The sequence below is a fragment of the Bradyrhizobium sp. Pa8 genome (genome assembly GCF_052588265.1).
The window spans coordinates 7,485,347-7,512,097 of record NZ_CP176767.1 but is presented as its reverse complement, the minus strand read 5'-3'; the positions used below and the strand labels follow the sequence as shown (position 1 = coordinate 7,512,097).

Genomic DNA, 26,751 nt, shown 5'->3' with positions numbered 1-26,751 from the left:
GGATCGAGACCGGACCTATCATCGCCCCCGAAAAACATTCCCCGATGGTGCGGCGCGCAAGGGGAATAATTGCGGATCAGATATGGCTGGTCCTGCCTATGACGCGGCTGCTCCCGGGATGTAGGATTTCGGCCCCGCCGATCGTCCTCAGGGGAACACCGCCAGGAAATAGCTACGGGAGAGCCTGCATGTGCCGCAACATCAAGACGCTGTTCAACTTCGAGCCGCCCGCGACGGAGGACGAGATCCACGCCAGCGCGCTCCAGTTCGTGCGCAAGCTTTCCGGTTTCAACAAGCCGTCTCAGGCCAATGAAGAGGCGTTCGACCGCGCAGTGGCGGAGGTCTCGGAGGCCGCGCGAAAGCTCCTGACTTCGCTGCACACCCATGCGCCGGCGCGGGACCGTGAGATCGAGGCGGAGAAGGCCAAGGAGCGTTCGCGGCTGCGGTTCGGTTAGCCGGTCACCTGCGTCCATTCCGTGACCTGGCTCACGGTGAGGGCGGCCTCAAATTGCAATGATGTCCGCCGGGGTTTTGACAGCCCGGAGCACGACCATGAGCCGCCCCCTTATTCCTCTCAGAGCAGGTGCCGTCACCTTCACCGTGCTGTGGACTGCATGGATGATGTGGTGGAGCGGCTCGTTCAGTAGCGCGAATGTCGTGATCTTGGCGCTGTGCGGCGCAGCGGTCGGCTATCTCTGGTACCGCGCCATGCGCTGGCAGTTCGAGCGCATGGGCATGTTGCCGCGACGCGAGGATCAGACGAAGTAGACGCGCCTAGTCGTCCTTGTGACCGTGCTTCTTCTTTTTCTTCTTCTTCCTGTGATCGTCGCCTTCGCCGTCGTCGGCCTCGTCATCGACGATCGCCTCTTCAACCTCATGCACGGCGGCTTCCAGCGCCTCGCGCTCGGCGGCTTCACGCTCGCGCTGGCGGCGGCGCTCGTCCCAGGCGTCGAAGAGTTGATCGAGCCACGGCAGCACCTGCTCGATCGACGGCAGCTGGCCGGGCGGTCCGGGCTCGCCGCGTGGGCCTTGCGGCCCTGCCGGCCCCTGCGGCCCGGCCGCGCCCCGAGCACCGGCTTCGCCGGGCTTGCCCGGCAGGCCGGCCTTGCCCTGCGCTCCGGCCTTTCCGGCCGCCCCGGGCTTGCCTTGCGGTCCCGGCTTGCCGCGCGCGCCGTCCGGCCCCCGCTTGCCGGGATGCCCCTGCGGCCCCGGCCGTCCCGGTTCGCCCTGCCGTCCGCGCGGACCTTGCGGTCCCTGCCGTTTCTGTTCGTCTGCCACGCCACTGCTCCCTTGACCGGAAGCAAGCTACTTAGCGGCGTTTGACGACAGCAGCAATTCCGCCGGCGCCTTGTGCCGGGCTTGATCAACACCAATCGTGCCCACGTCGCGTGCTAGTCGTGATACGCGGGCACGTCGATGCCGGACGCCGCATAGATCCTGATCTTGTTGCGCAGCGTGCGCACCGACAGGCCGAGCACGCGCGATGCGCGCGTGCGGTTGCCGTCGCAGCGTGCGAGCGTCTGGAGCACGAGCTCACGCTCGACCTCGTCGACGGTCGCGCCGATCAACAGCGGAACGATTTCGTTAGGGGCAAGAAATTGCGCGCCCGGATCGGACGCAGCGACATGAACAGTGGTCATCAAAACACCTCCCGATCAACGCCCGCTTCCATCTTTGGAAGCGATCGAGAACCAACGGCCCCCTAGCCGTAGATCTACGGTGGGCGGGTTTGGTTAACCAAAGGTTAATCGCGGGCGATCGCACCAATTGACCTTGGGATTGCCGCGAAGGTGCCGCGATTGGCACGGGATGCATAGCGATGCGGGCCGATCTTGCGCGCCCGCTCACACCGTCCGGTACCCGCCGTCCACCATCACGATCGTCCCCGTGACATAGGCCGACAGATCCGACGCCAGGAAGATCGCGGGGCCGACGATGTCCTCGGGCTTGCCGGTGCGCGCCAGCGGGGTGTGATCGACGAAGGCCTGCACCAGGGCCGGATTGGTCGCGCGCACGTTGGCGTTGATGTTGGTCTCGATGAAGCCGGGCCCGATCGCGTTGACGCGCACGCCTTCCTTGCCGAGCTCGGCGGCGAGCGCCTTGGTGAAGCCGAGCACGCCGTGCTTCGAGGTCGTATACGCCGCCGAGCTCGGCGTGCGCAGATGCACGAAGGACTGGATCGAGCCGATATTGACGATGCGGCCCTTGGCGGCCCGCAATGGCGCGAGGAACGCCTGCGTCACGTTGAAGACGCCGTTGAGGTTGAGCGAGATGATGTCGTTCCAGTCCTTCGCCACCGTCTCGGTGTCCGCGGTGAAGGCGTTGCGGCGGGTGATGCCGGCATTGTTGACGAGGATCGAGACCTGCCCGATCTTGTCGGCGACCTGCCTGGCGAGCGCAAAGCAGTCGTCACGCTTCGTCACATCGAGCGCAAAGCTCTCGGCCTTGCCGCCGGCTTTGCGGATCTCCTGCGCGCCCTCCGCGACCGTGTCGGCGTTGACGTCGAGCAGCACCACTTGCGCGCCCTCGCGGGCGTAGCCGGCCGCGATCGCCCGGCCGATGCCGGATCCGGCGCCCGTGACGACGGCGACGTGGTTTGTGAGCAATGCCATGACAATTTCCTCCCGGATTCATTTCGAAGTTTCATGAAAGGCTAACTCGAAATTAAGGGGTCGGAAACGGCCGCCTTGGCATACTGATCTTCATTGTTAAACGTTGCGCGCATGATGGGACGGCTTGAATCCTGGAAACTCGCTCTCGAACGCCTGCGGTCGGCGCAGCCGGCCGACTGGGCCGAGGCGGGCCGGCTCGTGGCCGAGATCGTGCGCATGAGCACGGATGCCACGCTGCGCCAGGCGGCCGAGCAGGCGCTTCCGGTGCTGCGCCAGGCCGTGGACAATGACGATCACGGCATCACGCTGGCGGCCCAGCGCCGCGTCGGCGTGATCCTCGAGGTCGTCCATGATCTCACGGCGCCGCGCTTCGGGCGCCGCAACGCCATGCCGAAGCAGCTCTCCAGCGAAGATCGTGCCCGCAGGATGCTCGGCCTGCCGCTTGCCGTGCAGCTCACCTGCGACGACATCAACCAGGCCTACCGCCGCGCCGCCAAGGGCAAGCATCCCGATCAGGGCGGCAGCGCGCAAGCCTTCATCGACCTCGCTGCCGCGCGCGACATCCTGATCCATCCCGGCGCGCACAAGGACGCGTGAGCGCGCGCTGTCGCTGCGGCTCGGCGGTCCGCCATGTGCAGGCCAAAAAAAGAGCGGGCAAGGACGCATCGCGCCCTTGCCCGCTCGTCGATCCGCCGATCGAAATCTTACCAGGTGCAGTGACCGCTCTTCAACGCGTGATCCTTCAGCACGAGTGCGTCGACGAAGGTCGGCACCGTCGCGCTGACGCGAGTGTAGTCGGAGAACCACGGCGTGGTCGGGATGCTGTCGTCCCAGATCTGGCAGAAGCCGGTGTCCTGCCAGCGGATCAGGTGATAGCTGGCTTCGGCAGGGCTCGCGGCGACGAAGGCAGTGACGGCAAGACCGGCAGCAGCGCACAGCACGGAAATACGACGCATGATCAGCTCCTCAAATGAAAGATGTGATGCGCCTCCCGACAATGACGGGAGGGATGGTGTGGAGCGCTTTTGGGGATGCGCCCCGGACAAGATGTGAGTAGGTCCGTCGGCTGATCAGGTTCAAAGCATGCGCGCAGGAAATGCGTCATTTGAGCCGGAAAACCAGCGCGCGCCCGCAAAGGAAAAGGGCGGGTCGCTCGCGCGGCCCGCCCTCAAAATCAAATTCGTCGCGTGACGCTCAGAGCGTGCAGCGGCGCTCAGAGCGCAGCTTGATCTGGAGATCTGACGCCGCGGTGAAGGTCGGGAGCGGCTTGCTGACGACCTTGTAGGTCGACGCGCCCCACTGGAACGGCTTGTACTTCAGGTCCTCGTTCCAGACCTGGCAGATGCCGGTATTGTCCCAGCGGATCACGTAATAGCCGACCGCCGCCGAGGCCGGCACGGCAAACACGGAGGTGGCGATGCCGGCAACGGCACAGAGGGCGAGAACGCGACGCATGAAAAATCTCCTTGTGGGGAAGTGTGACCCGAAAATTCGTGCGGTAAAAGCAGGTCCTTGGCAAGCCGAGGGGCGGCCGTTTCACGGATATGTCAGAGGGAGCCGTGCACTTGGTTCGGCCGAGTGCCCGGCAAGACACATGCGCCAAGACACATACGCTAAGCGTGGCTCACTTCGCCAGCGATGCAACGGCCTCGATCTCGATCAGCATTTTCGGGTCGGGCAGGGCGTGCACCACGCAGGTGGTGCGCGCGGGGTAGGGCGGCGGGCCGAACGCACCGGCATAGAGTGCGTTCATCGCGGCGACGTCCGAGGCGCGCGTGAGCAGCACGTTGACCTTGACGAGATCGCGGACCGTCGCGCCGGCTTCGTCCAGCACGCGCTTGATGTTGACGGCGACGTTGGCGAACTGCGCCTCGAAACCGTCCGGCAGCGCGCCATTGCCGTCGAAGCCGGGAATGCCGGAGACGAACAGGAGATCGCCGACACGCGTGGCAAAGGACAGCGGCGGCGCCTTGACGTGCGGCGGGGGTGCGAAATGCTGGATCGACATGGGGTCACCTCGGATGGGCTGAGACGCACGAGCGTAGCGGGATGCGGGGGAGTTGCAATCCGCGTTGGAAGAGGGGGCAAAACAAAAAATGCGAAAACAACCCCATGCACAGTAGAAACCGTGTGGAAATCATTGATCTTTTTCGAATTCGGTAATGGCGAAATAATCGATTGCTGCGTCGGGCAAAACAGGGGCAGAATGGCATGATGGTGATTGTGTCTTGTTGAGCCAAACTCCGCTGTCATGCCCCGGCTTGACCGGGGCATCCAGTACGCCGCGGCCTCTCGGTTCGATCTCCGGCGCCTCTGGAATACTGGATCGCCCGGTCGAGCCGGGCGATGACAGTTGAGTGTGCGGCTGCATCTCACGCCACACGTCCACCCCATCATGTTGCCGCCGCGATCCATCGGATACATTCGCTGCATCTGATTCGAATCCTCCCTTGAGAAATAGCCCCCGGAGACGCCCCATGAAGCTCGCTACCACCTTCCGCGCCGCGCTGGTCGCCATTGCCGCTCTGGCCGGCCTCTCGACCTCGGCGATGGCCGACGGCGGCACCGTGGTGCTGACGATCTACAAGGCGGGCTGGATCATCGGCGGTTCGGGCGGGAGTGGCGTGCTGAACTTCCGCGGCCGCTCCTATGGGCTCTCGACCGGCGGGCTCGATTACGGCCTCGTCTTCGGCGGCTCCAAGACCGTGCTGCGTGGCCGCGTCTCCAACATCAACCGCCCCTCCGACGTCGCCGGCGTCTATGGCGCGGCCGGTGCCGGCCTCGCCGTCGGCCGTGGCGCCCGCGCCATCGTGCTGACCAACCAGAAGGGCGCGGTGCTGGAGCTGTCGGGCTACCAGACCGGCCTGATGGCGAATGCGGATCTGAGCGGGCTCGCGATCACGATGCGGTAGGGCGCGGTGTGCAGTACGTAGGGTGGGTTAGCGAAGCGTAACCCACCACTTCTGTCACCGCGGAGACCAACGAGGTGGGTTACGCCAGCGGACTGCGCTCCGCGCAGCCGCAGGGCTAACCCACCCTACGAATTCACCGTCGCGTGAATCCGCTCGCAATGCGCGACGAGATTGGCGTGCGCATCGACGAAGGCCTTCAGCGGCGTCGGGATCGGAAAATAATAGATGTTGGCGATGAAGCCGTAGATGCCGGCATCACAGCTGGTCGGCGCCGCGCCAAGGACGAAGCCCGCGGCGGGAACGATCTCCGCCAGCACTTCCAGATCGGCCAGGCCCCGCGCGTAGGCCTGCTCGGGCGTGTAGCGGCCGATGCCCTGGAAATGATAGCGCTGCGAATTATACGCCTTCGCCTTCTCCAATCCCTCGGCATTGAGTTGCGGATGCTGCGCGATGAAGGCGTCGCGGAATGCCGGATAGAAGCGATCGTCCTTCCAGCGCGAATACGACATCACCCAGTAGAGATCGTCCAGCATGCGGGTGACGAAATGATTGGTCCGCCGTGCGTCCTGCGACAGCGCGGCATCGATGGTCAGGCGATATTTGGCGATCGCATGCGCAATGATGGTCTCGCTGTCGCCGATGGTCTCGCCGTCGTCGACGATGTAAGGCAGCTGCCCGCGCGGTGCGGCAGAGGCATCGAAGACATGCTCGTGCACGAACGGCACGCCTGCGAGCTTCAGGAACGCGTAGACCTTGAGGCCGTAGCCGTTGTTGTCGGCGACGCCGAACAGTTCCGGATAAGAATAGAGCGTCAGCATGGTTGCTCCCTTCAGCGCGATGGCACCTTGGCGTGTTGCTCCGTCGTGGCCGCTTGCGCGGCCTTGCTGGCGCGGATCATCAGGAATGCGCCGGAAGAGCCAGGAAGCCGCCAGCGCCCGTCGATCTCGGTCGCCTCGGCATTCACCGTGCCTTCGTAATGGACCGTGTCGTAGCCGTGGCCGGGCGGCTCGTAGTGTTTGACGAACGAGACCGCGTTGCCGGCGCGGTGGCCCGCGATCGAGGCGTTGTGGGTTCGCAGCGGGCATCGCGGGTTCGAGCAGGGCTCGGTCACGCTTCCGTTGAGCGCGCCACCGCCTTCGACCAGAGTTGCGGTGAAGGTGACCATTCCGGTGCCCGGTTGAATGTAGCTGCCATCCCAGACGCCGGAGAGATCGTCGCTCATGGCGGTGCCTTCCTGAGATGATGCGGGCCGGTTGATATCAGGCTCTTCCACCTCAAGTCGTATCGCCGGAGCGCCGGGCTGGCAACAGTCCTTGCGCATTGTGCGCAGCGTCATTCGATCGGAGGACGCCTGGCGTCACCCGTACGACGTATGAATTCGGACCGATGTACCGGCTTCGGTGAGAGGCGCGGCCTCTATCTGCCGGTCGATGCAGCGGTGAACACCGCCAGCTGCGCATCGAACGCCCGCCGGAACGCAGGCCGCGCTTCGCCGCGGGCGACATAGGCGGAGAGGTCTGGATATTCCTCCAGCAGGCGAGATGCATTCAACCGGCGCAGCACCGTCACCATCATGAGATCGCCGGCGCTGAACGCGCCGTCGAGCCACTCGGTCCCGCCGAGGCGACGGGACAATTCGCCGAGCCTGACACGGACGCGATCCTTCAGGAGAGGCAGCCGCTCCTCGTACCAGCTCTTGTCGCGCTCGAACAACATCGCCATCCCGAACTCGACGATCGGCGGCTCCAGCGTGTTGAGCGCAGCAAACATCCACGCGATCGCGCGGCTCCGCGCATTCGCATCCTTTGGCAACAATCCATCATGGCGTTCAGCGATACGGAGCACGATCGCGCCGGACTCGAACAGAGCGAGATCGCCGTCCTCATAGGTCGGAATCTGCCCGAACGGATGCAGCGCAAGATGCGCGGGGGTCTTCATCGCCGCGAACGACACGAGGCGGACGTCGTAGGGCTGGCCCACTTCCTCCAGCGCCCAGCGGACCCGCATGTCGCGCGCCTGCCCCTTGCCACGGTCGGGCGAGTTTTCAAAGGCTGTGATGGTGGGCATCTGGCGGCTCCGGGGTGATCGGCGTTGCATTCAAAGGACGAATGGTCGGCTCGGGTTCCGACAGGGTGCCGCAAAAAGTCCTGCGCCCATGTCGGTACAGTGTTCCGCCGCTCGTCCTTGGAACGATGGTCGCGCGTCCGGTCCAAGACGAAAGGATACAATTTCATGACGTCAATCACGCCGTTCCTCTGGTTCGCCAACAACGTCCCGGAAGCCGTCGCCTTCTACAAGGAGGTGTTCCCCAACGCAAAAGTCGAGACCGTCAGCGACTTCATGGCGGTGTTCGAACTCGAAGGCCAGCGCTTCCACGCGCTCAACGGCGGGCCGCAATACCGCTTCACCGAGGCGGTCTCGTTCTTCATCAGCGTGGAGACGCAAGCCGAGGTCGACTACTTCTGGAGCCGCCTCACTGCCGACGGCGGCGAGGAATCACGTTGCGGCTGGCTCAAGGACAAATTCGGACTGTCCTGGCAGGTGATCCCGTCAGCGCTCGGCCGCTACCTCGGCGATCCCGACCGCACCAAGGCGAACCGCGTCATGCAGGCGATGATGGAGATGCGGAAGATCGTCATCGCGGACCTCGACAGGGCGTACGCGGGGTGAGGGGCTGACGGTGTCGTTGGGTGGGTAAAGGCGCGCTCTTCGCGCGCCGTGCACGGCGCAAGAGCGTCTTTGCCCACCCTGCGAAGCCAGTGATCCGAATCGCCAATTCGCCTTGCATCGCTATACTGCCGACCATCAGCAGGATGGTGACCCCATGGGAAACGAATTGGAAGGCAAGGTTGCTGCCGTGACCGGGGCCGCGTCGGGCATCGGGTTGGCGAGTGCCGAGGCCATGCTGGCCGCGGGCGCGCGCGTGGTGATGGTCGACCGCGACGAGGCTGCGCTGGAGGCGCTCGGCAACAAGCATGGCGACGCCGTGATCCCGCTGGTCGTCGACCTCCTGGATCCCGGGGATTGCGCATCGTTGCTGCCGCGCGTCCTGGAGCAGGCAGGCCAGCTCGACATCCTGCATGCCAATGCGGGCACCTATGTCGGTGGCGATCTGGTCGATGCCGACACTATGGCGATCGACCGGATGCTGAACCTGAACATCAACGTCGTGATGAAGAACGTGCACGATGTGCTGCCGCACATGATCGCGCGCCGGAGCGGCGACATCATCGTCACGAGTTCGCTGGCGGCGCATTTTCCGACGCCCTGGGAGCCGGTCTATGCGTCGTCCAAATGGGCGATCAACTGCTTCGTCCAGACGGTGCGGCGCCAGGTCTTCAAGCACGGCATTCGCGTGGGTTCGATCTCGCCCGGCCCGGTCGTCACCTCGCTGCTCGCGGACTGGCCGCCCGAGAAGCTGCAGGAAGCCAGGGAAACGGGCAGCCTGCTGGAGGCGAGCGAGGTGGCTTCCGTGGTGATGTTCATGCTGACACGGCCGCGCGGCATGACCATTCGCGACGTGGTCATGCTGCCGACCAATTTCGATCTTTAGCGGCGCCGCAGTTCGTAGGGTGGATTAGCGAAGCGTAATCCACCGCTTCGGTTTCTGCGGGGGCAGACCTTGGTGGGTTACGCTACGCTAACCCACCCTACGAAGCGATCCACGCCGCGAGCTCCCGCCAAGGCTCCAGCGTCCAATGCCCCGACGCAGCCCCTGATGGCGACGGCAGCACGAAAATCTCCGGCAGGCGCGCATCGCGCTTTTGCCGCCCCAGCGCGATCCCGCTCGACGGCTTCCCATAAAACAAGCTCGCCGCCTTCTTGCTCGTGAACGCAATCGTCCGCGGCCGATATTTCTCGATCTTCGCCCTGAACCCCGGCACGTCGATCGATGCGGCCGCGATCTGGTGATCCATCCCGGCGCCCGACTTGGAGAGATCGGTGAAGCCGATCCCGAGATCGAGCAGCATGGCGAATTCGCTCGGCTGATAGCGCCGCGGCACGATGCCGGCCTCATGGATCGCGCGCCAGAAGCGGTTGCCGGGATGGGCGTAGTAGTGCCCGAGCTCGGCCGAGCGCGTGCTGGCCGCGGTGCCGACGAAGACGAGGCGGAGGTCGGGGCGGATCTGGTCGGGGAGGCGGTGGGGTGAAGAGGTGAGCAAATGCTATCGCAATCCGTGGTTTTCTTGATGACCGCGGCAGACATCAGCGGAATGATCCTGCGCCAATTTGACGATGTATCTCTGGAATACCTTCGAGTTCCAGTTCACCTTGACGCTATAAAAATGCTCAAAGCGTTGTTCTGCCCTTATCGTGGCAACGCCTCTAACGCCGTCAATGGCTCCAGGATCAAAGCCGGCTGCCTTCAGGCACAGCTGGCGAGACTTCCACACCTCTTTAATTCGAGTTGGTGCCGACTGCTGGCTCAAGCCCAGATCATTCGTGGCCTCACTGATTAGGCTTTCAGGATCTCCTGGAATGCTGCCATCAACCGTACAGACGTAATGCACGGGTGGAGGCGGTGGTAGTTCAACGTGGCGTGGGACATGACCAAACGCTGTTGAGACCAACAGATGAGCAACTACCGCTATGAAGAGATCCCTGCTGAAATGTTTTGCGCTCTCAATTGTTATCGACGCCCGAAACTTTGAAAAATAGGACCCGGTGACGGCTTGGTCCAGATTCTCGATATTGAACTGAATCTTTCCGCCCAGAAACGGAATGGCTAGAAAGTTGTCGCCAGAAGTTATCCCGACTTCCCTAAAATAGCTGTCCTGCTTCGATAAGAGGTCGTCTAGCGAAGCGTCGTCCTGGGAAATTACATAAGGATAGATCGGTCCGGTTTCTGACGTTGCAGGTCGAACCAACGTTGGAATATCAAATAGAGCTAGCGCGCGAGCCGTTTGGTCCACCAATCGCTGGCGGAGAAAAAACCTCGCCATCCTATCGTATTGGTCGGTGGTCTTCAGGTCGAGTTGTGGCCCATCCAGTAATGAAACACTGAGCAAAATACTTTTCATCATTCTAACACTCCAACTACAGCTCTATGGAGCTTTTAATTTTTGCACCTGGAATAACTCGGCCTCAAACGTCTAGTACTCTTCGGGGAGAATGGGTCTTCGAAAATTGCTGAGTTGCCGATGGGTATCTTATCTACCAAGGGTAAGTTGGTCAAAAACCAAAACGCAAAAAAAGCCGGGCAGTTGCCCGGCTTTTCACCCTCATTAGGTATCAAGATAACCTTGGAGGCATCCTGAGGTCTCTCACAGCACCCGATTGCTCTCCTTCACCTTCTCCGCATCCAGATACACGCTGCTCCCCATCTCCTTGAACTTCGCGCTCATCTGCTTCATGCCGTCCTCGGCGGTCCCGCTCAGCGACATGCCGACGCTGTTCGGATCATTGAGCGTCGCCGCATAATCCCGCACGTCCTGCGTGATCTTCATCGAGCAGAATTTCGGGCCGCACATCGAGCAGAAGTGCGCGACCTTGTGGGCTTCCTTCGGCAGGGTCTCGTCGTGGAAGTTCTTGGCAGTGTCGGGGTCGAGGCCGAGGTTGAACTGGTCGCTCCAGCGGAAGTCGAAGCGGGCGCGGGAGAGGGCGTCGTCGCGCAGTTGCGCGGCGGGGTGACCCTTGGCGAGATCGGACGCGTGAGCGGCGATCTTGTAGGTGATGACGCCCACCTTGACGTCGTTACGATCGGGCAGGCCGAGATGCTCTTTCGGCGTGACGTAGCAGAGCATGGCGCAGCCGAACCAGCCGATCATGGCGGCGCCGATGCCCGAGGTGATGTGGTCGTAGCCCGGCGCGATGTCGGTGGTCAGCGGTCCAAGCGTGTAGAACGGCGCTTCGCCACACTCCTTGAGCTGCTTGTCCATGTTGATCTTGATCTTGTGCATCGGCACGTGGCCGGGGCCCTCGATCATGACCTGGCAGCCCTTGTCCCACGCGATCTTGGTCAGCTCGCCGAGCGTCTCCAGCTCCGCGAACTGCGCGCGGTCGTTGGCGTCTGCGATCGAGCCGGGACGCAGGCCGTCGCCGAGCGAGAACGAGACGTCATACTTGCGCATGAGGTCGCAGATCTCGTCGAAATGCGTATAGAGGAAGCTCTCCTTGTGATGCGCGAGGCACCACTTCGCCATGATCGAGCCGCCGCGCGACACGATGCCGGTGACACGGTTGGCGGTGAGGTGGATGTAGGACAGGCGCACGCCGGCGTGGATCGTGAAATAGTCGACGCCCTGCTCGCACTGCTCGATCAGCGTGTCCTTGTAGAGCTCCCAGGTCAGTTTGACGGGATCGCCTTCGCACTTCTCCAGCGCCTGGTAAATCGGCACGGTGCCGATCGGGATCGGCGCGTTGCGCAGAATCCATTCCCGGGTGGTGTGGATGTTGCGGCCGGTGGAGAGGTCCATCACGGTGTCGGCGCCCCAGCGGATCGCCCACACCATCTTGTCGACTTCCTCTTCCACCGACGACGTCACGGCGGAGTTGCCAATATTGGCGTTGATCTTGGTGAGGAAGTTGCGGCCGATGATCATCGGCTCCAACTCAGCGTGGTTGATGTTGCAGGGGATGATGGCGCGGCCGCGCGCAATCTCGCTGCGGACGAACTCCGGCGTGATGAAGGCGGGCACCGCGGCACCAAAGCTTTCGCCATCGGCGAGCGCTGCCTCCGCGCGTTCGAGCTGTTTCTTGCGGCCGAGATTTTCGCGCTCAGCGACGTAGATCATCTCCTTCGTGATGATGCCGGCGCGGGCGAATTCGAGCTGGGTGATCTTGTGGCCGTCGAGGCCGCGTAGCGGCTTGTGGTGCGCGGTGAAGGCCTTTGCGGCATGCGAGGCGCCGACGTTGCCATTGTCCTCCGGCTTGATATCGCGGCCCTGATACTCCTCGACGCCGCCTCGCTCCTTGACCCAGGCGAGACGGTTGCGCGACAGGCCGGCGTTGACGTCGATGGTGACGGTCGGGTCGGTGTAGGGGCCCGAGGTGTCATAGACCGGCAGGTTCGGCTCGCCGGCGCCCTCGGAGAGGATGATCTCACGCAAGGGCACGCGGATGTCGGGCGCAGCGTCCGGAGACGCGAAGATTTTTCGCGACGAGGGCAGCGGGCCGGTGGTGACGGCGGGAACGGTCTTGTCGGGATTGGAGCGGATGTTCATGGGATCCTCCGGTTAATTCGTGTGTGTCGCTGTGCGAGAGACAATTACCGCTGTCATCCCCGCGAAAGCGGGGATCCAGTACTCCGAGGCGGTGCGGCTGGAGCCGAGAGGCTGCGGCGTACTGGATCGCCCGGTCGAGCCGGGCGATGACAGTGGAGTGTGGGGTGAGAGCGGAGCGTGCATCACGCAGCCTCCGCGGACTGGCCGAGCCACTGGCGCACCCGCGCGTCCGGGTCGGCGTTTTGGGTGACGTCGCTGACGACGGCGATGGAATCGGCGCCGGCGGCAAAGATCTCCGCGGCGTGCTCGAACTTGATGCCGCCGATCGCGACCAGCGGGATGCTGCCGATCCGTTTCTTCCATTCTGTGATCTTCGGAATGCCCTGCGGTTCGAAGCGCATCGACTTCAGCGTGGTGAAGAAGATCGGACCGAGCGCGACGTAGTCGGGCTCTGCGGCAAGCGCGGTCTCGAGCTCCGAATCGTCATGGGTGGAGATGCCGAGCGACAGGCCGGCCTCGCGGATGGCGTTGAGGTCCGCGTCCGCCAGGTCCTCCTGGCCGAGATGCAGATATTTTGCGCCGGCGACGACGGCCGCGCGCCAATAGTCGTTCACGACCAGCTTGGCCTGCGTGTCCTTCGTGATCGCCAGCGCGTCGGTGACGATCTGGAGCGCGTCGGCGTCGTTGAGGTCTTTCGCGCGCAGCTGGATGGTGCCGACGCCGAGCTTGGTCAGGCGTTCGACCCATTTGAGGCTGTCGACGACGGGATAGAAGCGATCAGGATACGGCATGCCAGAACGGGGTCCCAACGACAGGGGTGGAGGGGGAGGCGAAGTCGCGGGCGTTCATCAGCCCGGCTTCGTAGGCGGTCCGGCCGGCATCACAGCCGAGACGGAAGGCATTGGCCATCGCGACGGGATCGGCGGCCTTTGCGATGGCCGTGTTGAGCAGCACAGCGTCGTAGCCGAGCTCGAGCGCCTCGGCCGCATGCGACGGCGCGCCGATGCCGGCATCGACCACCAGCGTGATATCAGGCAGCCGCTCGCGCAGCAGTTTCAGCGCGTCGCGGTTGGTGATACCGCGGGCCGAGCCGATCGGCGCGGCCCAGGGCATGACGACCTTGCAGCCGGCATCGACCAGGCGGTTCGCGACCGAGAGATCCTCGGTGCAATAGGGGAACACCTCAAAGCCGTCCTTGATCAGGATGGTGGCGGCTTCGACCAGTCCGACGACATCGGGCTGCAGCGTGTCGTTGTCGGCGATCACTTCCAGCTTGATCCAGGACGTGCCGAACAGCTCGCGCGCGAGTTTTGCGGTGGTCACGGCTTCGCGCACGCTGCGGCAGCCGGCGGTGTTCGGCAGCACGCTGACGTCGAGCTCACGGATCAGATTCCAGAACGCATCGCCGGTCTTGCCGCCGGCGGCTTCACGGCGCAGCGACACCGTGACGATGTTCGAGCCGGAGGCACGGATCGCCGCCTGCATGATCGCGGGCGAGGGATACAGCGCGCTGCCGATCAGCAGGCGGGAGGCGAAGGTTTTGCCGTAGAAGGTCACCATGGTTTTAATTTCCTTGCAGGCGACTTGCACAGACCGTCATCTCCGCGCGAGCGCGAAGCGCTCGTCGCTGAAGGTGCGCGCACTTGCGCGCCTCGAAGGATGACTGCGCCGCTTGCGGCCATCCTTCGAGGCGAGCCGGAGGCGGCTCGCACCTCAGGATGACGGCGGAGTTCGTGGTGGCAAGCATCACCTCACCCTCCCTGCCGCGGCGTGATGATCTCGATCTCGTCGCCGGCCTTGAGGTGGGTCTCGGCCCAGCGGCTCTTCGGCACGACGTCGTAATTGAGCGCGATGGCGAAATGGGTGCCCTCGTAGTCTAGCTCGGTGAGCAGCGCGTCGACGCTGGCCGCATTGATCTCGCGCTGCTCGCCATTCACGATCACGCGCATTGCATCACCTCATTGTCGATCTGGCCGCGCTGGACGTATTGCAGCGTCAGCTCGGCGAGCGCCGGCGCGATCAGGAAGCCGTGGCGGTAGAGGCCGTTGACGGCGATCCTCTCGCCACGAATGCCGATGCGCGGCAGATTGTCGGGGAAAGCAGGGCGCAAGCCCGAGCCGAATTCGACGATCCGCGCCTCGCCGAAAGCCGGATGCACGGCATAGGCCGCACCCAGCAGCTCCAGCGCCGAGCGCACGCTGACGCCGGTGTCCTCGGCCTCGATCGAGGTCGCGCCGAGCATGAACAGATTGTCCTCGCGCGGGATCACGTAGAGCGGCCAGCGCGGATGGATCAGCCGCACCGGGCGCGCCAGCCGCACCTCGCCGGTCTCGATCAGGATCATCTCGCCCTTGACGCCGCGCAGCTCGCCCTGCTCGTCGCGCGCGCCAAGGCCGCGGCAGTCGATCACGATGCCGTCGAGGTCTTTGGCGGAGACGTCGCTATCAAACTTGATGGTGCCACCGGCGGCCCGGATGCGCTCGTGCAGCTTCGGCAGCACGCGGCGCGGCTCGACATGGCCCTCGGTCGGGAAGAACAGCGCGTCGCGGAAGCGGCCCTCCAGCGACGGCTCGAGCTCGGCAAGGCCGGTCGCATCGAGCCGGCGGTGGCCTTCGGTCATCCGCGCAAAGCGCTCGAAATCGTTGCGCTCGCGCGGGTGGGCGACGACCAGCGAGCCGTTGAAGGGGGTGTCCGGCAGCTCGCGCCGCCAGATGTCCAGGGAGCGCTGGCCGAGCCTGGAGATGATGGGTTCGGCGACCTCCGCCTCGCACCAGGGCGCGAGCATCCCGCCGGCCCAATGGCTGGTGGAATCGGTCATCGCGGCGTCACCGCGCTCGTGTAGGGTGACGGCATGGCCGGCCTGCGCGAACAACAGCGCCTGCCACGCACCTGCAATGCCTGCGCCGATGATGGATACCGGGGAATCCGGTCGCTTGGTGGTCTGCAACATCCCTGTCCCTTCGCCGGCATGACCCGGATCAGGTTCAAAGGGTCACCGCGGTCCTGGGCCTTCTGACCCATTTAGCGGTATCTCAGCTCCTCCTCGGAGCACCCCTCGGAACGCCTCTAATGTATGCCAGCGGGACGGGGTGGTCAACGCGCTTGGCCACAGGGCTGTCATTCCGGGCTCGATGCTGACGCATCGCCCCGGAATGACGGTGGCTAGTGGTTGGGAACCTGCGCCCGCGCATTGCGGACGCGCTGGGCCAGCTTCTTATGCGGCGCCGTCCCGAACATCGGCTGCGGATTGCCGTTCGGCTCGAGCCAGGTGTCGCCCATATTGGTGCCGCCCATATTGGCGACCTGCACGGCCTCCTGCCGCTGCCGCTTTGCAACGTAGTAATAGCCGCCCGCGAAATAACGCACGGCTCGGGCGTGGTCGCCATTGGCCGCGCGATAGGCGCCGGCGAGGTATTTGACGGCGTAGGTGAGGTTGGTGTTGGGATCGCGCAGGCCGGCGGCGTCGCCGGTGTAGCCGACCCCGCGGGCGGTCGCGAGCTTGATCTGCATCAGGCCGATGGTGCCGCCGCGGCCGATAAGGCCGGGCTGATAGCGGCTCTCGCGTATGATGACGCGATGCACCAGCGCTTCGGGCACGCCGTTGGCGCGGGCATGGGCCGCGACCATCTCGGCATACTCGGCTTCGCCCGCGAATGCGGCCTGCGGCAACATCAGCCCGGACGCAGCGAGCACGGCAATACGCAAAATTTTCATTGAATTATTCCTCGGCAGAACGAACCTGCACCGTGCGCGTTAGGCCGTGGGAACACGGCGATGATGTGGCGAAACGCCGCCAGCGGCGATTTTCGCGGGGCCGTCGTTTTTACGACTCAAACCCAGGTTAGGATTGCGATTGGCGGTGTGCGTTACGCGACAGCAGGTCTGTCCATTCGTGCGTTCGCCCAAAAAATCGCTATTCAAAACCAGCATTCGGGAGGACGTCCATGACCCGAGCAAACATCGGCGACATCCCCAAGCAGAACCCCTGCGCGCAATGTGGGGCACCGATCCCGTCTCCGGACTGGATCGAGCCGGGCGAAGGCCGCGTTTCCTATCTCTGGAAATGCCACGCCTGCGGCTACCGCTTCGAGGCGGTGGCGATCTTCGATGAGCACCCGATCGAGCATCCGCCGCTCGCCGCCTGAGGCGTGCCGTTAGGGCATGATCTCCGCGCACACGCGTTCCGCGTTTGTCGCGAGGGAAAACCGCTGTACGGTTTGCGCTAACGCGGCCCTTCGGGTCTGGATCATGCCTTACGCCGCCTGCCGCGGCTGTTGCCACACCGGCAATTGCATCCGCACGATCAGCCCGTGCGGCGCGCGGTCGTGCAACGACAATTCGCCGCCATGAGCGATCGCGATCGCGCGCGCGATCGACAGGCCGAGCCCGAAGCCGGTGTGCTCGTCCATGGTGCGTGCGTCGTCGCCGCGCGCGAACGGCTCCAGCATCTCCTGCTTGCGCGCATCCGAGATGCCGGGGCCGTCGTCCTCGACGTCGATGACGAGCCTTGTGCCTGATACGTCGAGGCGGATCGACACTTCGGCGCCGAAGCGCACCGCGTTCTCGACGAGGTTGGTGATGCCGCGGTGCAGATCGTCGGGCCGCGCGGCGGCCGTCGCGGAAGCGGGGCCGTCATAGTGCACGACATGACCCATGTCGCCGAACTGGTCGGCGATGACCTGGAGCGTGCTCGCGATGTCGACCAGCGTCATCGCCTCGATCTTGCGGTCGTTGCGCAGCAGCGACAACACGGACTCCAGCATCGAGCGCATCTGGTCGAGATCGATCAGCATGCGCCTGCGGTTGCCCTCGTCCTCGATGAACTCGGCGCGCAGGCGCAGCCGGGTGATCGGCGTTCGCAGGTCGTGGCTGATCGCCGCCAGCATCCGGGTGCGATCCGACATCAGCCGCGCGATCCGCTCATGCATGCGGTTGAGCGCGCGCGCGACCGAGCGGATCTCCTCCGGGCCGCGCTCGGGCAGCGGATCGGCCGTCCCGTCCAGGCTGAAATTCTCGGCTGCCCTGGCAAACGAGGACAGCGGCGCGGCCAGCGCGTAGGCCGCCCACAGGCCGAGCATCGTGACGCTGATCAGCGCGAACAGCAGCGTCATCATCCAGGGGCCGCCCCAGAACCGCGGCGGATGCGGGCCCTGCTCGACGCGACCTGCGATCACACTGCCGTCGGGAAGCTCGACCGCGACGCGGTGCACGCCGAAGTTCGGGGCCAGCGCGACCACCTTGTACTGATGGCCGAGATGCCGGCGCACGTTGCGCAGATGCGGGCCGTCCCTGTCGTCGGCGACGGAGAAGGTCCCTGGCGCGAGGAGCTCGATGCCGGCCTTCGGAAACGCACGCACGATATTGGCGAGGATGCGCGGCCGCTCGCTCGCATCCGTGCCGTTGAGCAGCAGGGCCGCGTCCGCGAGCTGATGGGCGGCGTCGGGCGGCGGCTCGGCTCGGTCCGGCCGGCTGATCAGGAAGCTGGCGGTGAGGATCAGATGCAGCGCGACGATCGACGCCACCACCAGCGCGGCGATCTGTCCGCCGATGCTTTTGAGGTGGAAGAAGCGGAACGGCGTCATGACGACCGCTCCACTAACTGCTCAGCGTCGCCGCGACCGCTTCATTGCCAGCTGCTTCAGTCCCAGCCGCTTCAGTCCGGGGCGTGAACAGATAACCGCCGGAGCGCACGGTCTTGATGATGGTGGGATCGGCCGGATTGGGCTCGATCTTGCGGCGGATGCGGCTGACCAGCACGTCGATTGAGCGCTCGAACGAGCCGGTGTTGCGCCCTTGCGTGAGGTCGAGCAGGCTGTCGCGCGACAGCACGCGGCCGGGCCGTTCGCAGAACGTCCGCAGGAGATCGAACTCGGCGCTGGTCACCGCCACGCGCGCGCCTTCCGGATTGCGCAATTCGCGCAGGCGCAGATCGATGCGCCAGCCCTCGAAGACGAGCGTGGAGGCGCCCTCGATCGAGCTTGCCGCCTGGGCTGCGGCCTGGCGGCGCAGCACCGCGTTGATGCGCGCGAGCAGCTCGCGCGGGTTGAACGGTTTTGGCAGATAGTCGTCCGCGCCCATCTCGAGGCCGACGATGCGATCGACGTCCTCGCCGCGCGCGGTCAGCATGATGATCGGCGTCTGCGCCTCCGAGCGTACCTTGCGGCACAGGCTTAGGCCGTCCTCGCCGGGCAGCATGACGTCGAGGATGATGAGGTCGACCCTGTGATCGGCCAAGGCACGCGACATCTCCCGGCCATCGCTCACGGTGGTGACGTTGCAGGCGTTGTTGCGCAGGTACTTTGCAATCAACGTCCGGGTTTCGCGGTCGTCCTCGACGACCAGGATGTTGGGATTGGCCATGCGCTTTGTTTGTCCAAGATTCGGGCCAAATGGCGAAGATTTTTGTTTCGGATTGTTTCTGCCTGTCCGGGCGCAACAGCAGGCAATACCCGGGCAGGGAAGCGGCAAGGTCTCGTTAAGGCCGCTAACCATACCGTGGCGGTGTCGCTTACGAAACCCCGCAAAAGCCACGGAGCCATTATGACCTCGATTTCGGCGGCCTCCGCCGGTAACTACCAGTCGCCCCTGCAGCGGCTTCAGCAGCAATTGCAATCGGACGTTTCCGACGGCACGATCTCGTCGTCGGACCAGTCGGCGCTCTCGACCGCGCTGACCGACATCGACACCGCCTTGCAGTCGAGCCGATCCAGCGACCAGTCGAGCGGCACGCGTCCCTCCAAGGACGAGATGAAGTCGAAGATCGACGATCTCATCGCCAACGAAGTGTCGAACGGGACGCTGACCTCGGACCAGGCCGACGAACTGAAGAACGTGTTTCAGTCCGCTTTCGCCAAGGGGCCCGGCGGCGCCGGTGGTCCCGGCGGTCCCGGTGGTGCGGGCGGACCGCCGCCCGGTCCGCCGCCGGATGACAGCTCGTCGGATTCGTCCTCGACGGGCTCGACCAGCAGCACGTCGACCGACTCGACCACGGCGGACATTCTCCAGCAATTCCTCCAGGCGCTCCAGCAGTCGCAATCATCGAGCGCGTCCTACGGCGCCAACGGCAGCTCATTCGGCGGTTCGGATTTCTCCGCACTTCTGATCGACTTCAAGAGCTGACCTGAGCGACGCAGGTCGGCGCGTTCCTCGCCGCGATCGTGCTTCACCCAGGGCGCATGATTGGCGGCGGGGAACTGTGCATCAGGAACGTTCCGTCGAACGTTCCTGAGTGACGCAGGAACTTTCATCGCAGCGCAGCGCCATCATCGCGCAACGAAATTGCCGCAGAAAAGGAACTGCGGATGATCGCCGCTGTTCTCTCCGCATAGGTTTTCTGCTGAAGGAGAGGACAACAATGTTGATGAAATCGATCGCCGCCGGCCTTGCCGGCACCGCACTGCTTGCGACCGTTTCGTTCGCGCAATCACCGACCGCCACCGGCGACAAGGCAGCGCCCGCAGCCACCACCACGACGACGATGACCGCGTCGGGCGAGTGGCGTGCCTCGAAGATGTCGGGCCTGAAGATCTACAACGACGCCAACGAGAACATTGGATCGATCAACGACCTGCTGATGGACAAGAGCGGCAACATCAAGATTGCCGTGATCGGCGTCGGCGGCTTCCTCGGCATGGGCGAGCATCTGGTTGCCGTCCCCTACGAGAAGCTGAAGTTCGTCAACGAGGCCGTCGCCTATACCGGCACCGGCGCGAAGCCTGCGGCGACCACGACCACTGGCGCTGCGACCGGCACCGAGAAGACCACGACGACGACGGCTACGACCGCCTCGTCCACGTCGAAATGGTATCCGGACCACGCCGTGTTCAATGCCAGCAAGGACGAGCTGAAGAACATGCCCGAGTTCAAGTACTCGGAGTAATGCTGCTCACGTGACGGCCGAAACGAAGCGCGCCCGGTTTTGACCGGGCGCGCTGTCGTGTCTTTCTTTTCGTCATCGTGAGCGATTGCCCCTTACCCTGAGGGGCCGCACTTGGAGCGTCTCGAAGGGCGAGGCCACCAGCCGGGCCTCCGTCCCTCGAGACGCTTGCTTCGCAAGCCCCTCAGGATGAGGGATCGACGGCCTGGTCGCTTCACGGGAAGCGTGCAGCGTTCAGTGCGTCACCAGTGGGCAGCCGCCCTTGTCGAGGGGGCGGAAGGCTTCGTCGCCGGGGACGGTGGCGATCAGCTTGTAGAGGTCCCACTCGCCCTTGGACTCCTCCGGCTTCTTCACCTCGAACAGATACATGTCGTGCACCATGCGGCCGTCGATGCGGATCTTGCCGTTCCTGGCGAAGAAATCGTTGACCGGCGTTTTGCGCATCTGCTCCATCACCTTCGGCGCCTCGTCGGTCTTGATGACCTCGATCGCCTTCAGATAGTGCATGGTTGCCGAGTAGAGACCGGCCTGGATCATGGTCGGCATATGACCGACCTTCTCGTTGAACCGCTTCGAGAAGGCGCGCGTCTCCTCGTTCATGTCCCAGTAGAACGCGTCGGTGACGATCAGGCCTTGCGTTGCCTTGATGCCGAGCGAATGGGTGTCGGTGATCTCCTGGAGCAGCGCGATCATCTTCTGGCCGCCCTGAACGAGTCCGAATTCGGCCGCCTGCTTCAGCGCGTTGGTGGTGTCGCCGCCGGCATTCGCCAGCGCGACCACCTTGGCCTTGGAGGCCTGGGCCTGCAGCAGGAAGGACGAGAAGTCCGAGGAGTTGAGCGGATGGCGGACCTCGCCGAGCACCTTGCCGCCGCTCTCCTTGACCACGTTGGCGGCGTCGCGCTGCAGCGCCATGCCGAAGGCGTAGTCGGCGGTGACGAAGAACCAGGTGTCTTCGCCGCGCTTCACCATCGCCTTGCCGGCAACGTTCGACAACGCATAGGTGTCGTAGGTCCAGTGCACCGTGTTGGGCGAGCAGGCGACGCCGGTGATGTCGGACGAGCCGCCGCCGGAGTTGATGTTGATCTTGTTCTTCTCGCGCGTCAGCGCCGAGATCGGCAGCGCCACCGAGGATGTCGGCACGTCGAAGATAGCGTCGACCTTGTCGTTGTCGTACCAGTTGCGGGCGATGTTGACGCCGACGTCGGGCTTGTTCTGGTGATCGGCGGCGACCACCTGCACCGGCTTGCCGGCGACCTTGGCGCCGTAATCGGCAACCGCCATCTCGACGGCGGCGAGCGAGCCCTTGCCGGTCGCGTCCGCATAGAGGCTCGACATGTCCGTGAGCACGCCGATCTTGACGACATCGTCGGAGATCTGCGCCTGCGCGACGCCGGATGTGGCCGCGAGAGCAAATCCGGCCGCGACGGCGGCGATGAGTTTTTGCATATGTTTCTCCCTGTCTTGTTGTTTGGGTTTTGTTGCAGGGACGGTTGTAGCGACAATCGGTCGCGGGGGCAAAGCCGGGGATGTGTGAGGTGGAGTGAGAAATAAGTAGGGGGGTCTGTCGTCATTCCGGGGCTCGCCCTCTTGGGCGCGAGCTTTGATGCGCGGTTGCGCATCAGCAGTTGCGCATCAGAGAATCCATTCATCCACCATCGCTGCGGCATGATGGATTCCCGGTTCGCGCTGCGCGCGCCCCGGAATGACAGTGGGGGCGGGTCAGGCGCTGTTGCCCTTGAGCCGTTCGTTGCGTCGGCGCAAGCCTTCCAGGGTGGCGAGGAGGATGACCGATACCGTCGTCAAGATCACCGCCGCTGCCGTGATGGTCGGGCTGATGTTCTCGCGGATGCCGCTGAACATCTCGCGCGGCAGGGTGCGCTGCTCCGGACCCGCCATGAACAGCACGATCACCACCTCATCGAAGCTGGTCGCGAAGGCGAAGAGCGCACCCGACGCCAGGCCGGGCAGGATCAGCGGCAGGATCACGCGGCGGAACGCATAAAGCGGTGAGGCACCGAGTGAGGCGGCGGCGCGTGCCAGATTGGTGTCGAAGCTTTGCAGCGTCGCGCCGACGGTGATCACCACAAAAGGCGTCGCCAGCGCGGTGTGGGCCAGGATCAAGCCGAGATAACTGCCGGTCAGCCCGATCGGCGCGAAGAAGAAATACAGGCCGACCGCGGTGATGACGCCGGGCACGACGACCGGCGACAGTACGAAAGCCAACACGAGCGGTTTGAACCGGCTCCTCCACTGCGCCAGCCCGAGCGCGGCCAACGTGCCAAGCACCATCGACAGCAGGGTCGAGGCGACGCCGATGATCATGCTGTTCTTCAGTGAATTCATCCAGCGCGGTGAATTGATGAAGTCGTCGTACCAGCGCAAGGAGAGGCCCGGCAGCGGATAGGTGAGGTACGAGCCCGAGCTGAAGGACAGCGGCATGATCGCAAGGATCGGCGCAATCAGGAAGATGAACACCAGCGTGGAGATGACGATGGTCGCGGTCCACGCGATGCGCTGGCTGGGCGTGCGGAGGGAAGAATGATCGCTCAATTCTTCATCCCTCCCGTGACTTGCTGTCCCTGCACCAGCTTGCCGTAGACGAGCGCGAGCAGAACAGTGGCCAGCAGCAGCACCGCACCCAACGCCGAAGCAAGGCCCCAATTGGCCGTCTCGGTCGTGTAGAGCGCGATGAAGTAGCTGATCATCTGATCGGCGGCGCCCCCGACGAGGGCCGGCGTGATGTAGTAACCGAGCGCCAGGATGAAGACGAGCAGGCTTCCCGCGCCGATGCCGGGCAGGGTCTGAGGCAGGTAGATCCGCAGGAAGGCAGTGGCCGGTGGCGCGCCGAGCGAGGCGGCGGCACGCATGTAAGCAGGCGAGATCGCCTTCATGCTGCTGTACAGCGGCAGGATCATGAACGGCAGGAGGACGTGGGTCATGGCCACGCAGACCCCGAAACGGTTGTAGATCAGGCGCAACGGCTCGTCGATGATGCCAAGCCAGTGCAGGCTGTCGTTCACGACGCCCTTGCTCTGCAACAAGACGATCCAGGCGCAGGTGCGGACCAGAAGCGACGTCCAGAACGGCAGCAGGACGAAGATCATCAGCAGGTTCGACCGGCCCGGCGGCAGTGTCGCCAGCAGGTACGCGACCGGGAAGCCGAGGATCAGGCAGAGTACCGTGACGCTGAAGCTGATGAGGAAGGTTCGGGTAAATACGTTGCGGTAGATCGCCTGATCTGGTGCGGCCGCGACGATCGCACCATCGACGTTCCGCGTCAGGTCGAGCGCCGCCAGCAGATAGAAGCCGGTCACCGGGCCACTGGCATCCTTGATCGTCGTCCAGGTGGTCCGTTCGCGCCAGGCCGGATTGATCTTGCCCAGTGTCTCCCTGGCGGTGCCGGGCTCTGGCTGTGCCTTCAGATTGCGTGAAGTGCTGGTCAGGATCGTACGAAAACCGTTCAGGGCGTAATTGAGCCGCTTGGCCGCGATGGCGATGGTGCCGGAGGCGCGCGCCGCCAGGATGTCGCTTGCCAGCGCTGCAAAGGCCTTTTCATCGGGCAGGTCCTTGCCGTCCCAGTCGGCGAGAGCAGCGATCGTTTGCGGCAGGACCTGACGCACCTCGCGGTCATCGACCGCGCGCCACAGCATGCCGGCGATCGGGCCCGCGAAAGTGAAGAGCAGGAAGACGAGAAGCGGCAGCACCAGCGCCAATGCCTTGACCTGACGTGTCCGCTCCGCACGCCTCAATCGGCGCTTGAGCGGCACCTCGGTCGACGCATTGGCGCCGGTCAAGAGCGCATCCGTCATTGGTCGAGCCTTGGATCGAGCCTTGCGGGCCGCGCTATTTCGCGGCCCATTTGTTGAAGCGTTCGGTCAGGCGGTCGATGTTCTCGAGCCAGAAGCCAACGTTGATCTCGACCGCGTTCTTGATGTTGTCAGGCGCTGTCGGCAGGTCCTTCAGAACGGCGGGCGCGAGCAGGCCGGCTGCGTCCTTGTTCGAGGTGCCATAGGCAATGTTCTGCGACAGCTTTGACTGGTTCTCCGCTTTACCTGCGAAGTCCAGGAACTTGTAGGCGGCGTCCTTGTTCGGGCTACCCTTCAGGATGACCCAACTGTCGAGGGTGAAGAGTGCGCCGTCCCATACGATGCCAAAATTCTTCTTGTCGTTCTTGTTCGCGGTGTCGATGCGGCCATTGTAGACCGAGGTCATCGCCACTTCGCCGGAGGCGAGCAATTGCGGCGGCTGGGCGCCGGCCTTCCACCAGACGATGTCGCCCTTGATGGTGTCCAGCTTCTTGAACGCGCGCTCGACGCCCTCGTCGGTCGCCAGCACCTTGTAGACGTCCTTCGGTGCGACCCCGTCGGCCATGAGGGCGATCTCCAGCGTGGTCTTCGGGCCCTGACGCAAGGCGCGCTTGCCCGGAATCTTCCTGGTATCGAAGAAGTCGGCCCAGCCGTTGGGGGCCTGCTTCAGCTTGTCCTTGTCGTAGCCGAGAACGAAATCGTAGAGGATGGCACCGACGCCGCAAGGGTTGACCGAGGGCGGTATATAGGCGGCCTCGCCGCCGATTTTGGAATAATCCATCTTCTCGAACAGGCCTTCCTCGCAGCCGACCGCGAGCTCGTCGCTCTCGACCTGGACGAGGTCCCAGGTGGCGGCACCACCCTGCACCTTGGCGCGCAACACGCCGACGCCGCCGTCCCAGGACTCGTCGTTCATCGCAACGCCGGCTGCTTTCTTGAACGGCTCGAAATAGACCTTCTTCTGGGCATCCTGATAGGCGCCGCCCCACGACACGACGGTGAGGTCACGCGCCTGCGCGACCGTGGCCAGCGCGGCGCTGGCGCTGAACGCCACGGCGAACCCCAGAGCAATCTTGCCAGTCTTGCGCTTCATCATGGTCCTTGTTCCTTCTTCATGTGCGTTGCGTTGAGTTTGATCGATGCCGGTCCGGATCAGACGGGATCGAGGGCCAGGCAGTCCTCGGGACGGAAGGTGATGAATACGCTTTCACCAGGTTTGAGGTTGCCAGGTCTTGGGCTGCCATGTCTGATTCCGTCATGCGTCTCCGGCTGAAGCTTGACCATGAACTCCCCGTTGCCGGCGACATCGAGCACGGCCAGTGCGTGGTCGCCGAGATAGATGGTGTTCTGCACCTTGGCCGCCAGCCGGTTCGGTCCCTCGCTGGAGGGGCCGTCCGGGATGATGGCGATCCGCTCCGGCCGCACCGACAGGGAGGTCGATGCGCCCGCGCCGGATACATTGACCGCCCGCGCGGTCACGGCGCCGCCGCCAGCCAGCGTGACGCGGCAATAGTCCTTCTCGACCGTCTCGACGGTGCCGGCCAGCACGTTGTTCTCACCGATGAAGTGAGCGACGAAGCTGTTTACCGGATGCTCATACAGCGCGTCGGGCCTGTCGATCTGCTGCACGATGCCGTCGTTGAACACGGCGATGCGATCCGACATGGTGAGCGCTTCGCTCTGATCGTGGGTGACGTAGACGACGGTGATGCCCATCGTCTCGTGCAGCTGCTTGATCTCCAGTTGCATCTGCTCCCGCAGGCGCTTGTCGAGGGCGCCCAGGGGCTCGTCCATCAGCACGAGCTGCGGATTGAAAACCAGCGCGCGGGCCAGCGCCACGCGCTGCTGCTGACCGCCGGACAGCTGCCCGGGCCGCCGGTGCGCCAGGGTTTCCATCTTGATCATGCGCAACGCCGCGTTGACGCGCTCCTGCGCCTCGGCCTTGGCCGTGTTGCGAACGGATAGCGGGAAGGCAATATTCTCCGCGATCGTCAGGTGCGGGAACAAGGCATAGTTCTGGAACACCATTCCGATGTCGCGCTTGTGCGGCGGCACGTTCTTGATCGGCCGTTCCGCGAGGTAGATTTCGCCATGGGTCGGAACCTCGAAGCCGGCCAGCATCATCAGCGTGGTCGTCTTGCCCGAGCCGGACGGGCCGAGCAGGGTGATGAACTCGCCCTTCCTGATTTCGAGATCGAGGTTCTTCACCACGAGGTGCTCGCCATCGTAGGTCTTCTGAATGCCGGAAAAGCGCACCAGCGCCGGCGCAGGCGTGACCATGCCGGCTTCCATGTTGTCCTCGCGTTGTCCCCTGCAGTGCTGTCAGCACCTCGTTCGAGGTTGCGGGAAACAGCTTAGCATCCTCCGACGAGAACGCCAGCG

Annotated in this window: 34 protein-coding genes and 1 riboswitch; of the genes, 9 read left to right on the top strand and 25 right to left on the bottom strand. The window is 64.1% G+C overall.

Features of this window, described 5'->3' with window-relative positions:
- The first annotated feature begins 188 nt into the window (after window positions 1-188).
- Both ACKWRH_RS35650 and ACKWRH_RS35645 read left to right on the top strand, forming a co-directional pair.
- Window positions 189-455 carry a DUF2277 domain-containing protein gene (locus ACKWRH_RS35650; protein WP_445217343.1) on the top strand — a complete coding sequence of 89 codons (267 nt, stop codon included), beginning with the start codon at window positions 189-191 and terminating at the stop codon, window positions 453-455.
- 97 nt (window positions 456-552) lie between these two features.
- On the top strand, window positions 553-768 hold the full coding sequence (locus ACKWRH_RS35645; RefSeq protein ID WP_445217342.1) for a hypothetical protein: 216 nt from the start codon (window positions 553-555) through the stop codon (window positions 766-768).
- 6 nt (window positions 769-774) lie between these two features.
- Here ACKWRH_RS35645 and ACKWRH_RS35640 read toward each other — a convergent pair whose 3' ends face one another.
- The 3 genes from ACKWRH_RS35640 to ACKWRH_RS35630 all read right to left on the bottom strand — a co-directional run bounded on the left by ACKWRH_RS35640 (window position 775) and on the right by ACKWRH_RS35630 (window position 2,612).
- Window positions 775-1,278 (bottom strand): collagen-like protein, encoded by a 504-nt coding sequence (locus ACKWRH_RS35640; RefSeq protein WP_445217341.1) that lies wholly within the window; start codon window positions 1,276-1,278, stop codon window positions 775-777.
- 113 nt (window positions 1,279-1,391) lie between these two features.
- On the bottom strand, window positions 1,392-1,640 hold the full coding sequence (locus ACKWRH_RS35635; RefSeq protein WP_014492884.1) for a helix-turn-helix domain-containing protein: 249 nt from the start codon (window positions 1,638-1,640) through the stop codon (window positions 1,392-1,394).
- 204 nt (window positions 1,641-1,844) lie between these two features.
- The gene (locus ACKWRH_RS35630) at window positions 1,845-2,612 is read right to left on the bottom strand and encodes an SDR family NAD(P)-dependent oxidoreductase (protein WP_445217340.1); all 768 of its coding nucleotides are present in this window, start codon (window positions 2,610-2,612) and stop codon (window positions 1,845-1,847) included.
- A gap of 111 nt (window positions 2,613-2,723) precedes the next feature.
- On the opposite strand from ACKWRH_RS35630, the gene ACKWRH_RS35625 reads away from it, so the two are divergent.
- Window positions 2,724-3,209: a J domain-containing protein gene (locus ACKWRH_RS35625; RefSeq protein ID WP_445217339.1), complete on the top strand. Its 486-nt coding sequence runs from the start codon at window positions 2,724-2,726 to the stop codon at window positions 3,207-3,209.
- A gap of 107 nt (window positions 3,210-3,316) precedes the next feature.
- On the opposite strand, the gene ACKWRH_RS35620 is transcribed toward ACKWRH_RS35625, so the two are convergent.
- The 4 genes from ACKWRH_RS35620 to ACKWRH_RS35605 all read right to left on the bottom strand — a co-directional run bounded on the left by ACKWRH_RS35620 (window position 3,317) and on the right by ACKWRH_RS35605 (window position 5,091).
- Entirely contained in the window at window positions 3,317-3,568 is a 252-nt protein-coding gene (locus ACKWRH_RS35620) for a hypothetical protein (protein WP_445217338.1), read from the bottom strand.
- 238 nt (window positions 3,569-3,806) lie between these two features.
- A complete protein-coding gene (locus ACKWRH_RS35615) occupies window positions 3,807-4,067 on the bottom strand; it encodes a hypothetical protein (protein WP_445217337.1) in 261 nt (86 codons plus the stop codon).
- A 169-nt stretch (window positions 4,068-4,236) separates the two neighbouring features.
- Window positions 4,237-4,620, bottom strand: coding sequence for a RidA family protein (locus tag ACKWRH_RS35610; RefSeq protein ID WP_445217336.1), 384 nt, complete (start codon window positions 4,618-4,620; stop codon window positions 4,237-4,239).
- Between the two features lie 129 nt (window positions 4,621-4,749).
- Window positions 4,750-5,091: a hypothetical protein gene (locus ACKWRH_RS35605; RefSeq protein ID WP_445217335.1), complete on the bottom strand. Its 342-nt coding sequence runs from the start codon at window positions 5,089-5,091 to the stop codon at window positions 4,750-4,752.
- Between ACKWRH_RS35605 and ACKWRH_RS35600 the strand changes: the two genes are divergently transcribed.
- The gene (locus ACKWRH_RS35600; protein ID WP_028152303.1) at window positions 5,090-5,524 is read left to right on the top strand and encodes a hypothetical protein; all 435 of its coding nucleotides are present in this window, start codon (window positions 5,090-5,092) and stop codon (window positions 5,522-5,524) included. The two genes, ACKWRH_RS35605 and ACKWRH_RS35600, sit on opposite strands and share 2 nt — an antisense overlap.
- A gap of 125 nt (window positions 5,525-5,649) precedes the next feature.
- On the opposite strand, the gene ACKWRH_RS35595 is transcribed toward ACKWRH_RS35600, so the two are convergent.
- The 3 genes from ACKWRH_RS35595 to ACKWRH_RS35585 form a co-directional block, all read right to left on the bottom strand.
- Window positions 5,650-6,342: a glutathione S-transferase family protein gene (locus tag ACKWRH_RS35595; RefSeq protein ID WP_445217334.1), complete on the bottom strand. Its 693-nt coding sequence runs from the start codon at window positions 6,340-6,342 to the stop codon at window positions 5,650-5,652.
- Window positions 6,343-6,353: 11 nt separating this feature from the next.
- Window positions 6,354-6,746, bottom strand: coding sequence for a hypothetical protein (locus tag ACKWRH_RS35590; protein ID WP_445217333.1), 393 nt, complete (start codon window positions 6,744-6,746; stop codon window positions 6,354-6,356).
- Window positions 6,747-6,940: 194 nt separating this feature from the next.
- Window positions 6,941-7,591 (bottom strand): glutathione S-transferase family protein, encoded by a 651-nt coding sequence (locus ACKWRH_RS35585; protein ID WP_445217332.1) that lies wholly within the window; start codon window positions 7,589-7,591, stop codon window positions 6,941-6,943.
- Window positions 7,592-7,756: 165 nt separating this feature from the next.
- Between ACKWRH_RS35585 and ACKWRH_RS35580 the strand changes: the two genes are divergently transcribed.
- Complete coding sequence (locus tag ACKWRH_RS35580) at window positions 7,757-8,194, top strand: VOC family protein (RefSeq protein ID WP_445217331.1); 438 nt, start codon at window positions 7,757-7,759, stop codon at window positions 8,192-8,194.
- A gap of 154 nt (window positions 8,195-8,348) precedes the next feature.
- Window positions 8,349-9,077, top strand: coding sequence for an SDR family oxidoreductase (locus tag ACKWRH_RS35575; RefSeq protein WP_445217330.1), 729 nt, complete (start codon window positions 8,349-8,351; stop codon window positions 9,075-9,077).
- A 97-nt stretch (window positions 9,078-9,174) separates the two neighbouring features.
- On the opposite strand, the gene ACKWRH_RS35570 is transcribed toward ACKWRH_RS35575, so the two are convergent.
- From ACKWRH_RS35570 to ACKWRH_RS35535, 8 genes are all read right to left on the bottom strand, one after another.
- Window positions 9,175-9,687 carry a mismatch-specific DNA-glycosylase gene (locus tag ACKWRH_RS35570; RefSeq protein WP_445217329.1) on the bottom strand — a complete coding sequence of 171 codons (513 nt, stop codon included), beginning with the start codon at window positions 9,685-9,687 and terminating at the stop codon, window positions 9,175-9,177.
- 3 nt (window positions 9,688-9,690) lie between these two features.
- A complete protein-coding gene (locus tag ACKWRH_RS35565; RefSeq protein WP_445217328.1) occupies window positions 9,691-10,548 on the bottom strand; it encodes a hypothetical protein in 858 nt (285 codons plus the stop codon).
- Between the two features lie 240 nt (window positions 10,549-10,788).
- Window positions 10,789-12,687, bottom strand: a complete 1,899-nt coding sequence (gene thiC / locus ACKWRH_RS35560) for a phosphomethylpyrimidine synthase ThiC (protein ID WP_445217327.1) — start codon at window positions 12,685-12,687, stop codon at window positions 10,789-10,791.
- A gap of 182 nt (window positions 12,688-12,869) precedes the next feature.
- Complete coding sequence (locus ACKWRH_RS35555) at window positions 12,870-13,478, bottom strand: thiamine phosphate synthase (protein WP_445217326.1); 609 nt, start codon at window positions 13,476-13,478, stop codon at window positions 12,870-12,872.
- On the bottom strand, window positions 13,465-14,247 hold the full coding sequence (locus ACKWRH_RS35550; RefSeq protein WP_038934984.1) for a thiazole synthase: 783 nt from the start codon (window positions 14,245-14,247) through the stop codon (window positions 13,465-13,467). Before ACKWRH_RS35550 ends, ACKWRH_RS35555 begins: the two co-directional genes overlap by 14 nt.
- A 191-nt stretch (window positions 14,248-14,438) precedes the next feature.
- Window positions 14,439-14,636: a sulfur carrier protein ThiS gene (gene thiS / locus ACKWRH_RS35545; RefSeq protein ID WP_445217325.1), complete on the bottom strand. Its 198-nt coding sequence runs from the start codon at window positions 14,634-14,636 to the stop codon at window positions 14,439-14,441.
- On the bottom strand, window positions 14,627-15,637 hold the full coding sequence (locus ACKWRH_RS35540; RefSeq protein ID WP_014492904.1) for an FAD-dependent oxidoreductase: 1,011 nt from the start codon (window positions 15,635-15,637) through the stop codon (window positions 14,627-14,629). The genes thiS and ACKWRH_RS35540 overlap by 10 nt, the downstream gene beginning before the upstream one ends.
- Window positions 15,625-15,753: riboswitch (TPP riboswitch) on the bottom strand. Its footprint overlaps the gene before it by 13 nt.
- Before the next feature lie 96 nt (window positions 15,754-15,849).
- Complete coding sequence (locus tag ACKWRH_RS35535) at window positions 15,850-16,401, bottom strand: transglycosylase SLT domain-containing protein (protein ID WP_445217324.1); 552 nt, start codon at window positions 16,399-16,401, stop codon at window positions 15,850-15,852.
- Between the two features lie 230 nt (window positions 16,402-16,631).
- Here ACKWRH_RS35535 and ACKWRH_RS35530 point away from each other — a divergent pair, with 230 nt between their 5' ends.
- Complete coding sequence (locus ACKWRH_RS35530; RefSeq protein ID WP_445217323.1) at window positions 16,632-16,832, top strand: hypothetical protein; 201 nt, start codon at window positions 16,632-16,634, stop codon at window positions 16,830-16,832.
- Window positions 16,833-16,940: 108 nt separating this feature from the next.
- Here the strand turns inward: ACKWRH_RS35530 and ACKWRH_RS35525 are convergent, their stop codons facing one another.
- Entirely contained in the window at window positions 16,941-18,269 is a 1,329-nt protein-coding gene (locus ACKWRH_RS35525; RefSeq protein WP_445217322.1) for an ATP-binding protein, read from the bottom strand.
- A 13-nt stretch (window positions 18,270-18,282) separates the two neighbouring features.
- Window positions 18,283-19,047: a response regulator gene (locus ACKWRH_RS35520; protein WP_039153088.1), complete on the bottom strand. Its 765-nt coding sequence runs from the start codon at window positions 19,045-19,047 to the stop codon at window positions 18,283-18,285.
- Between the two features lie 180 nt (window positions 19,048-19,227).
- Here ACKWRH_RS35520 and ACKWRH_RS35515 point away from each other — a divergent pair, with 180 nt between their 5' ends.
- Both ACKWRH_RS35515 and ACKWRH_RS35510 read left to right on the top strand, forming a co-directional pair.
- Window positions 19,228-19,806 carry a hypothetical protein gene (locus ACKWRH_RS35515; RefSeq protein ID WP_445217321.1) on the top strand — a complete coding sequence of 193 codons (579 nt, stop codon included), beginning with the start codon at window positions 19,228-19,230 and terminating at the stop codon, window positions 19,804-19,806.
- A gap of 235 nt (window positions 19,807-20,041) precedes the next feature.
- Window positions 20,042-20,566: a PRC-barrel domain-containing protein gene (locus ACKWRH_RS35510; RefSeq protein WP_445217320.1), complete on the top strand. Its 525-nt coding sequence runs from the start codon at window positions 20,042-20,044 to the stop codon at window positions 20,564-20,566.
- 231 nt (window positions 20,567-20,797) lie between these two features.
- On the opposite strand, the gene ACKWRH_RS35505 is transcribed toward ACKWRH_RS35510, so the two are convergent.
- The 5 genes from ACKWRH_RS35505 to ACKWRH_RS35485 all read right to left on the bottom strand — a co-directional run bounded on the left by ACKWRH_RS35505 (window position 20,798) and on the right by ACKWRH_RS35485 (window position 26,661).
- The gene (locus ACKWRH_RS35505; RefSeq protein ID WP_445217319.1) at window positions 20,798-22,009 is read right to left on the bottom strand and encodes an ABC transporter substrate-binding protein; all 1,212 of its coding nucleotides are present in this window, start codon (window positions 22,007-22,009) and stop codon (window positions 20,798-20,800) included.
- Between the two features lie 273 nt (window positions 22,010-22,282).
- The gene (locus ACKWRH_RS35500) at window positions 22,283-23,113 is read right to left on the bottom strand and encodes an ABC transporter permease (protein WP_445217318.1); all 831 of its coding nucleotides are present in this window, start codon (window positions 23,111-23,113) and stop codon (window positions 22,283-22,285) included.
- The gene (locus tag ACKWRH_RS35495) at window positions 23,110-24,372 is read right to left on the bottom strand and encodes an ABC transporter permease (protein WP_445217317.1); all 1,263 of its coding nucleotides are present in this window, start codon (window positions 24,370-24,372) and stop codon (window positions 23,110-23,112) included. The genes ACKWRH_RS35500 and ACKWRH_RS35495 overlap by 4 nt, the downstream gene beginning before the upstream one ends.
- Window positions 24,373-24,406: 34 nt before the next feature.
- Window positions 24,407-25,465 carry an ABC transporter substrate-binding protein gene (locus ACKWRH_RS35490; protein ID WP_445217316.1) on the bottom strand — a complete coding sequence of 353 codons (1,059 nt, stop codon included), beginning with the start codon at window positions 25,463-25,465 and terminating at the stop codon, window positions 24,407-24,409.
- Between the two features lie 56 nt (window positions 25,466-25,521).
- Window positions 25,522-26,661: an ABC transporter ATP-binding protein gene (locus ACKWRH_RS35485; RefSeq protein ID WP_445217315.1), complete on the bottom strand. Its 1,140-nt coding sequence runs from the start codon at window positions 26,659-26,661 to the stop codon at window positions 25,522-25,524.
- Window positions 26,662-26,751: the final 90 nt, after the last annotated feature.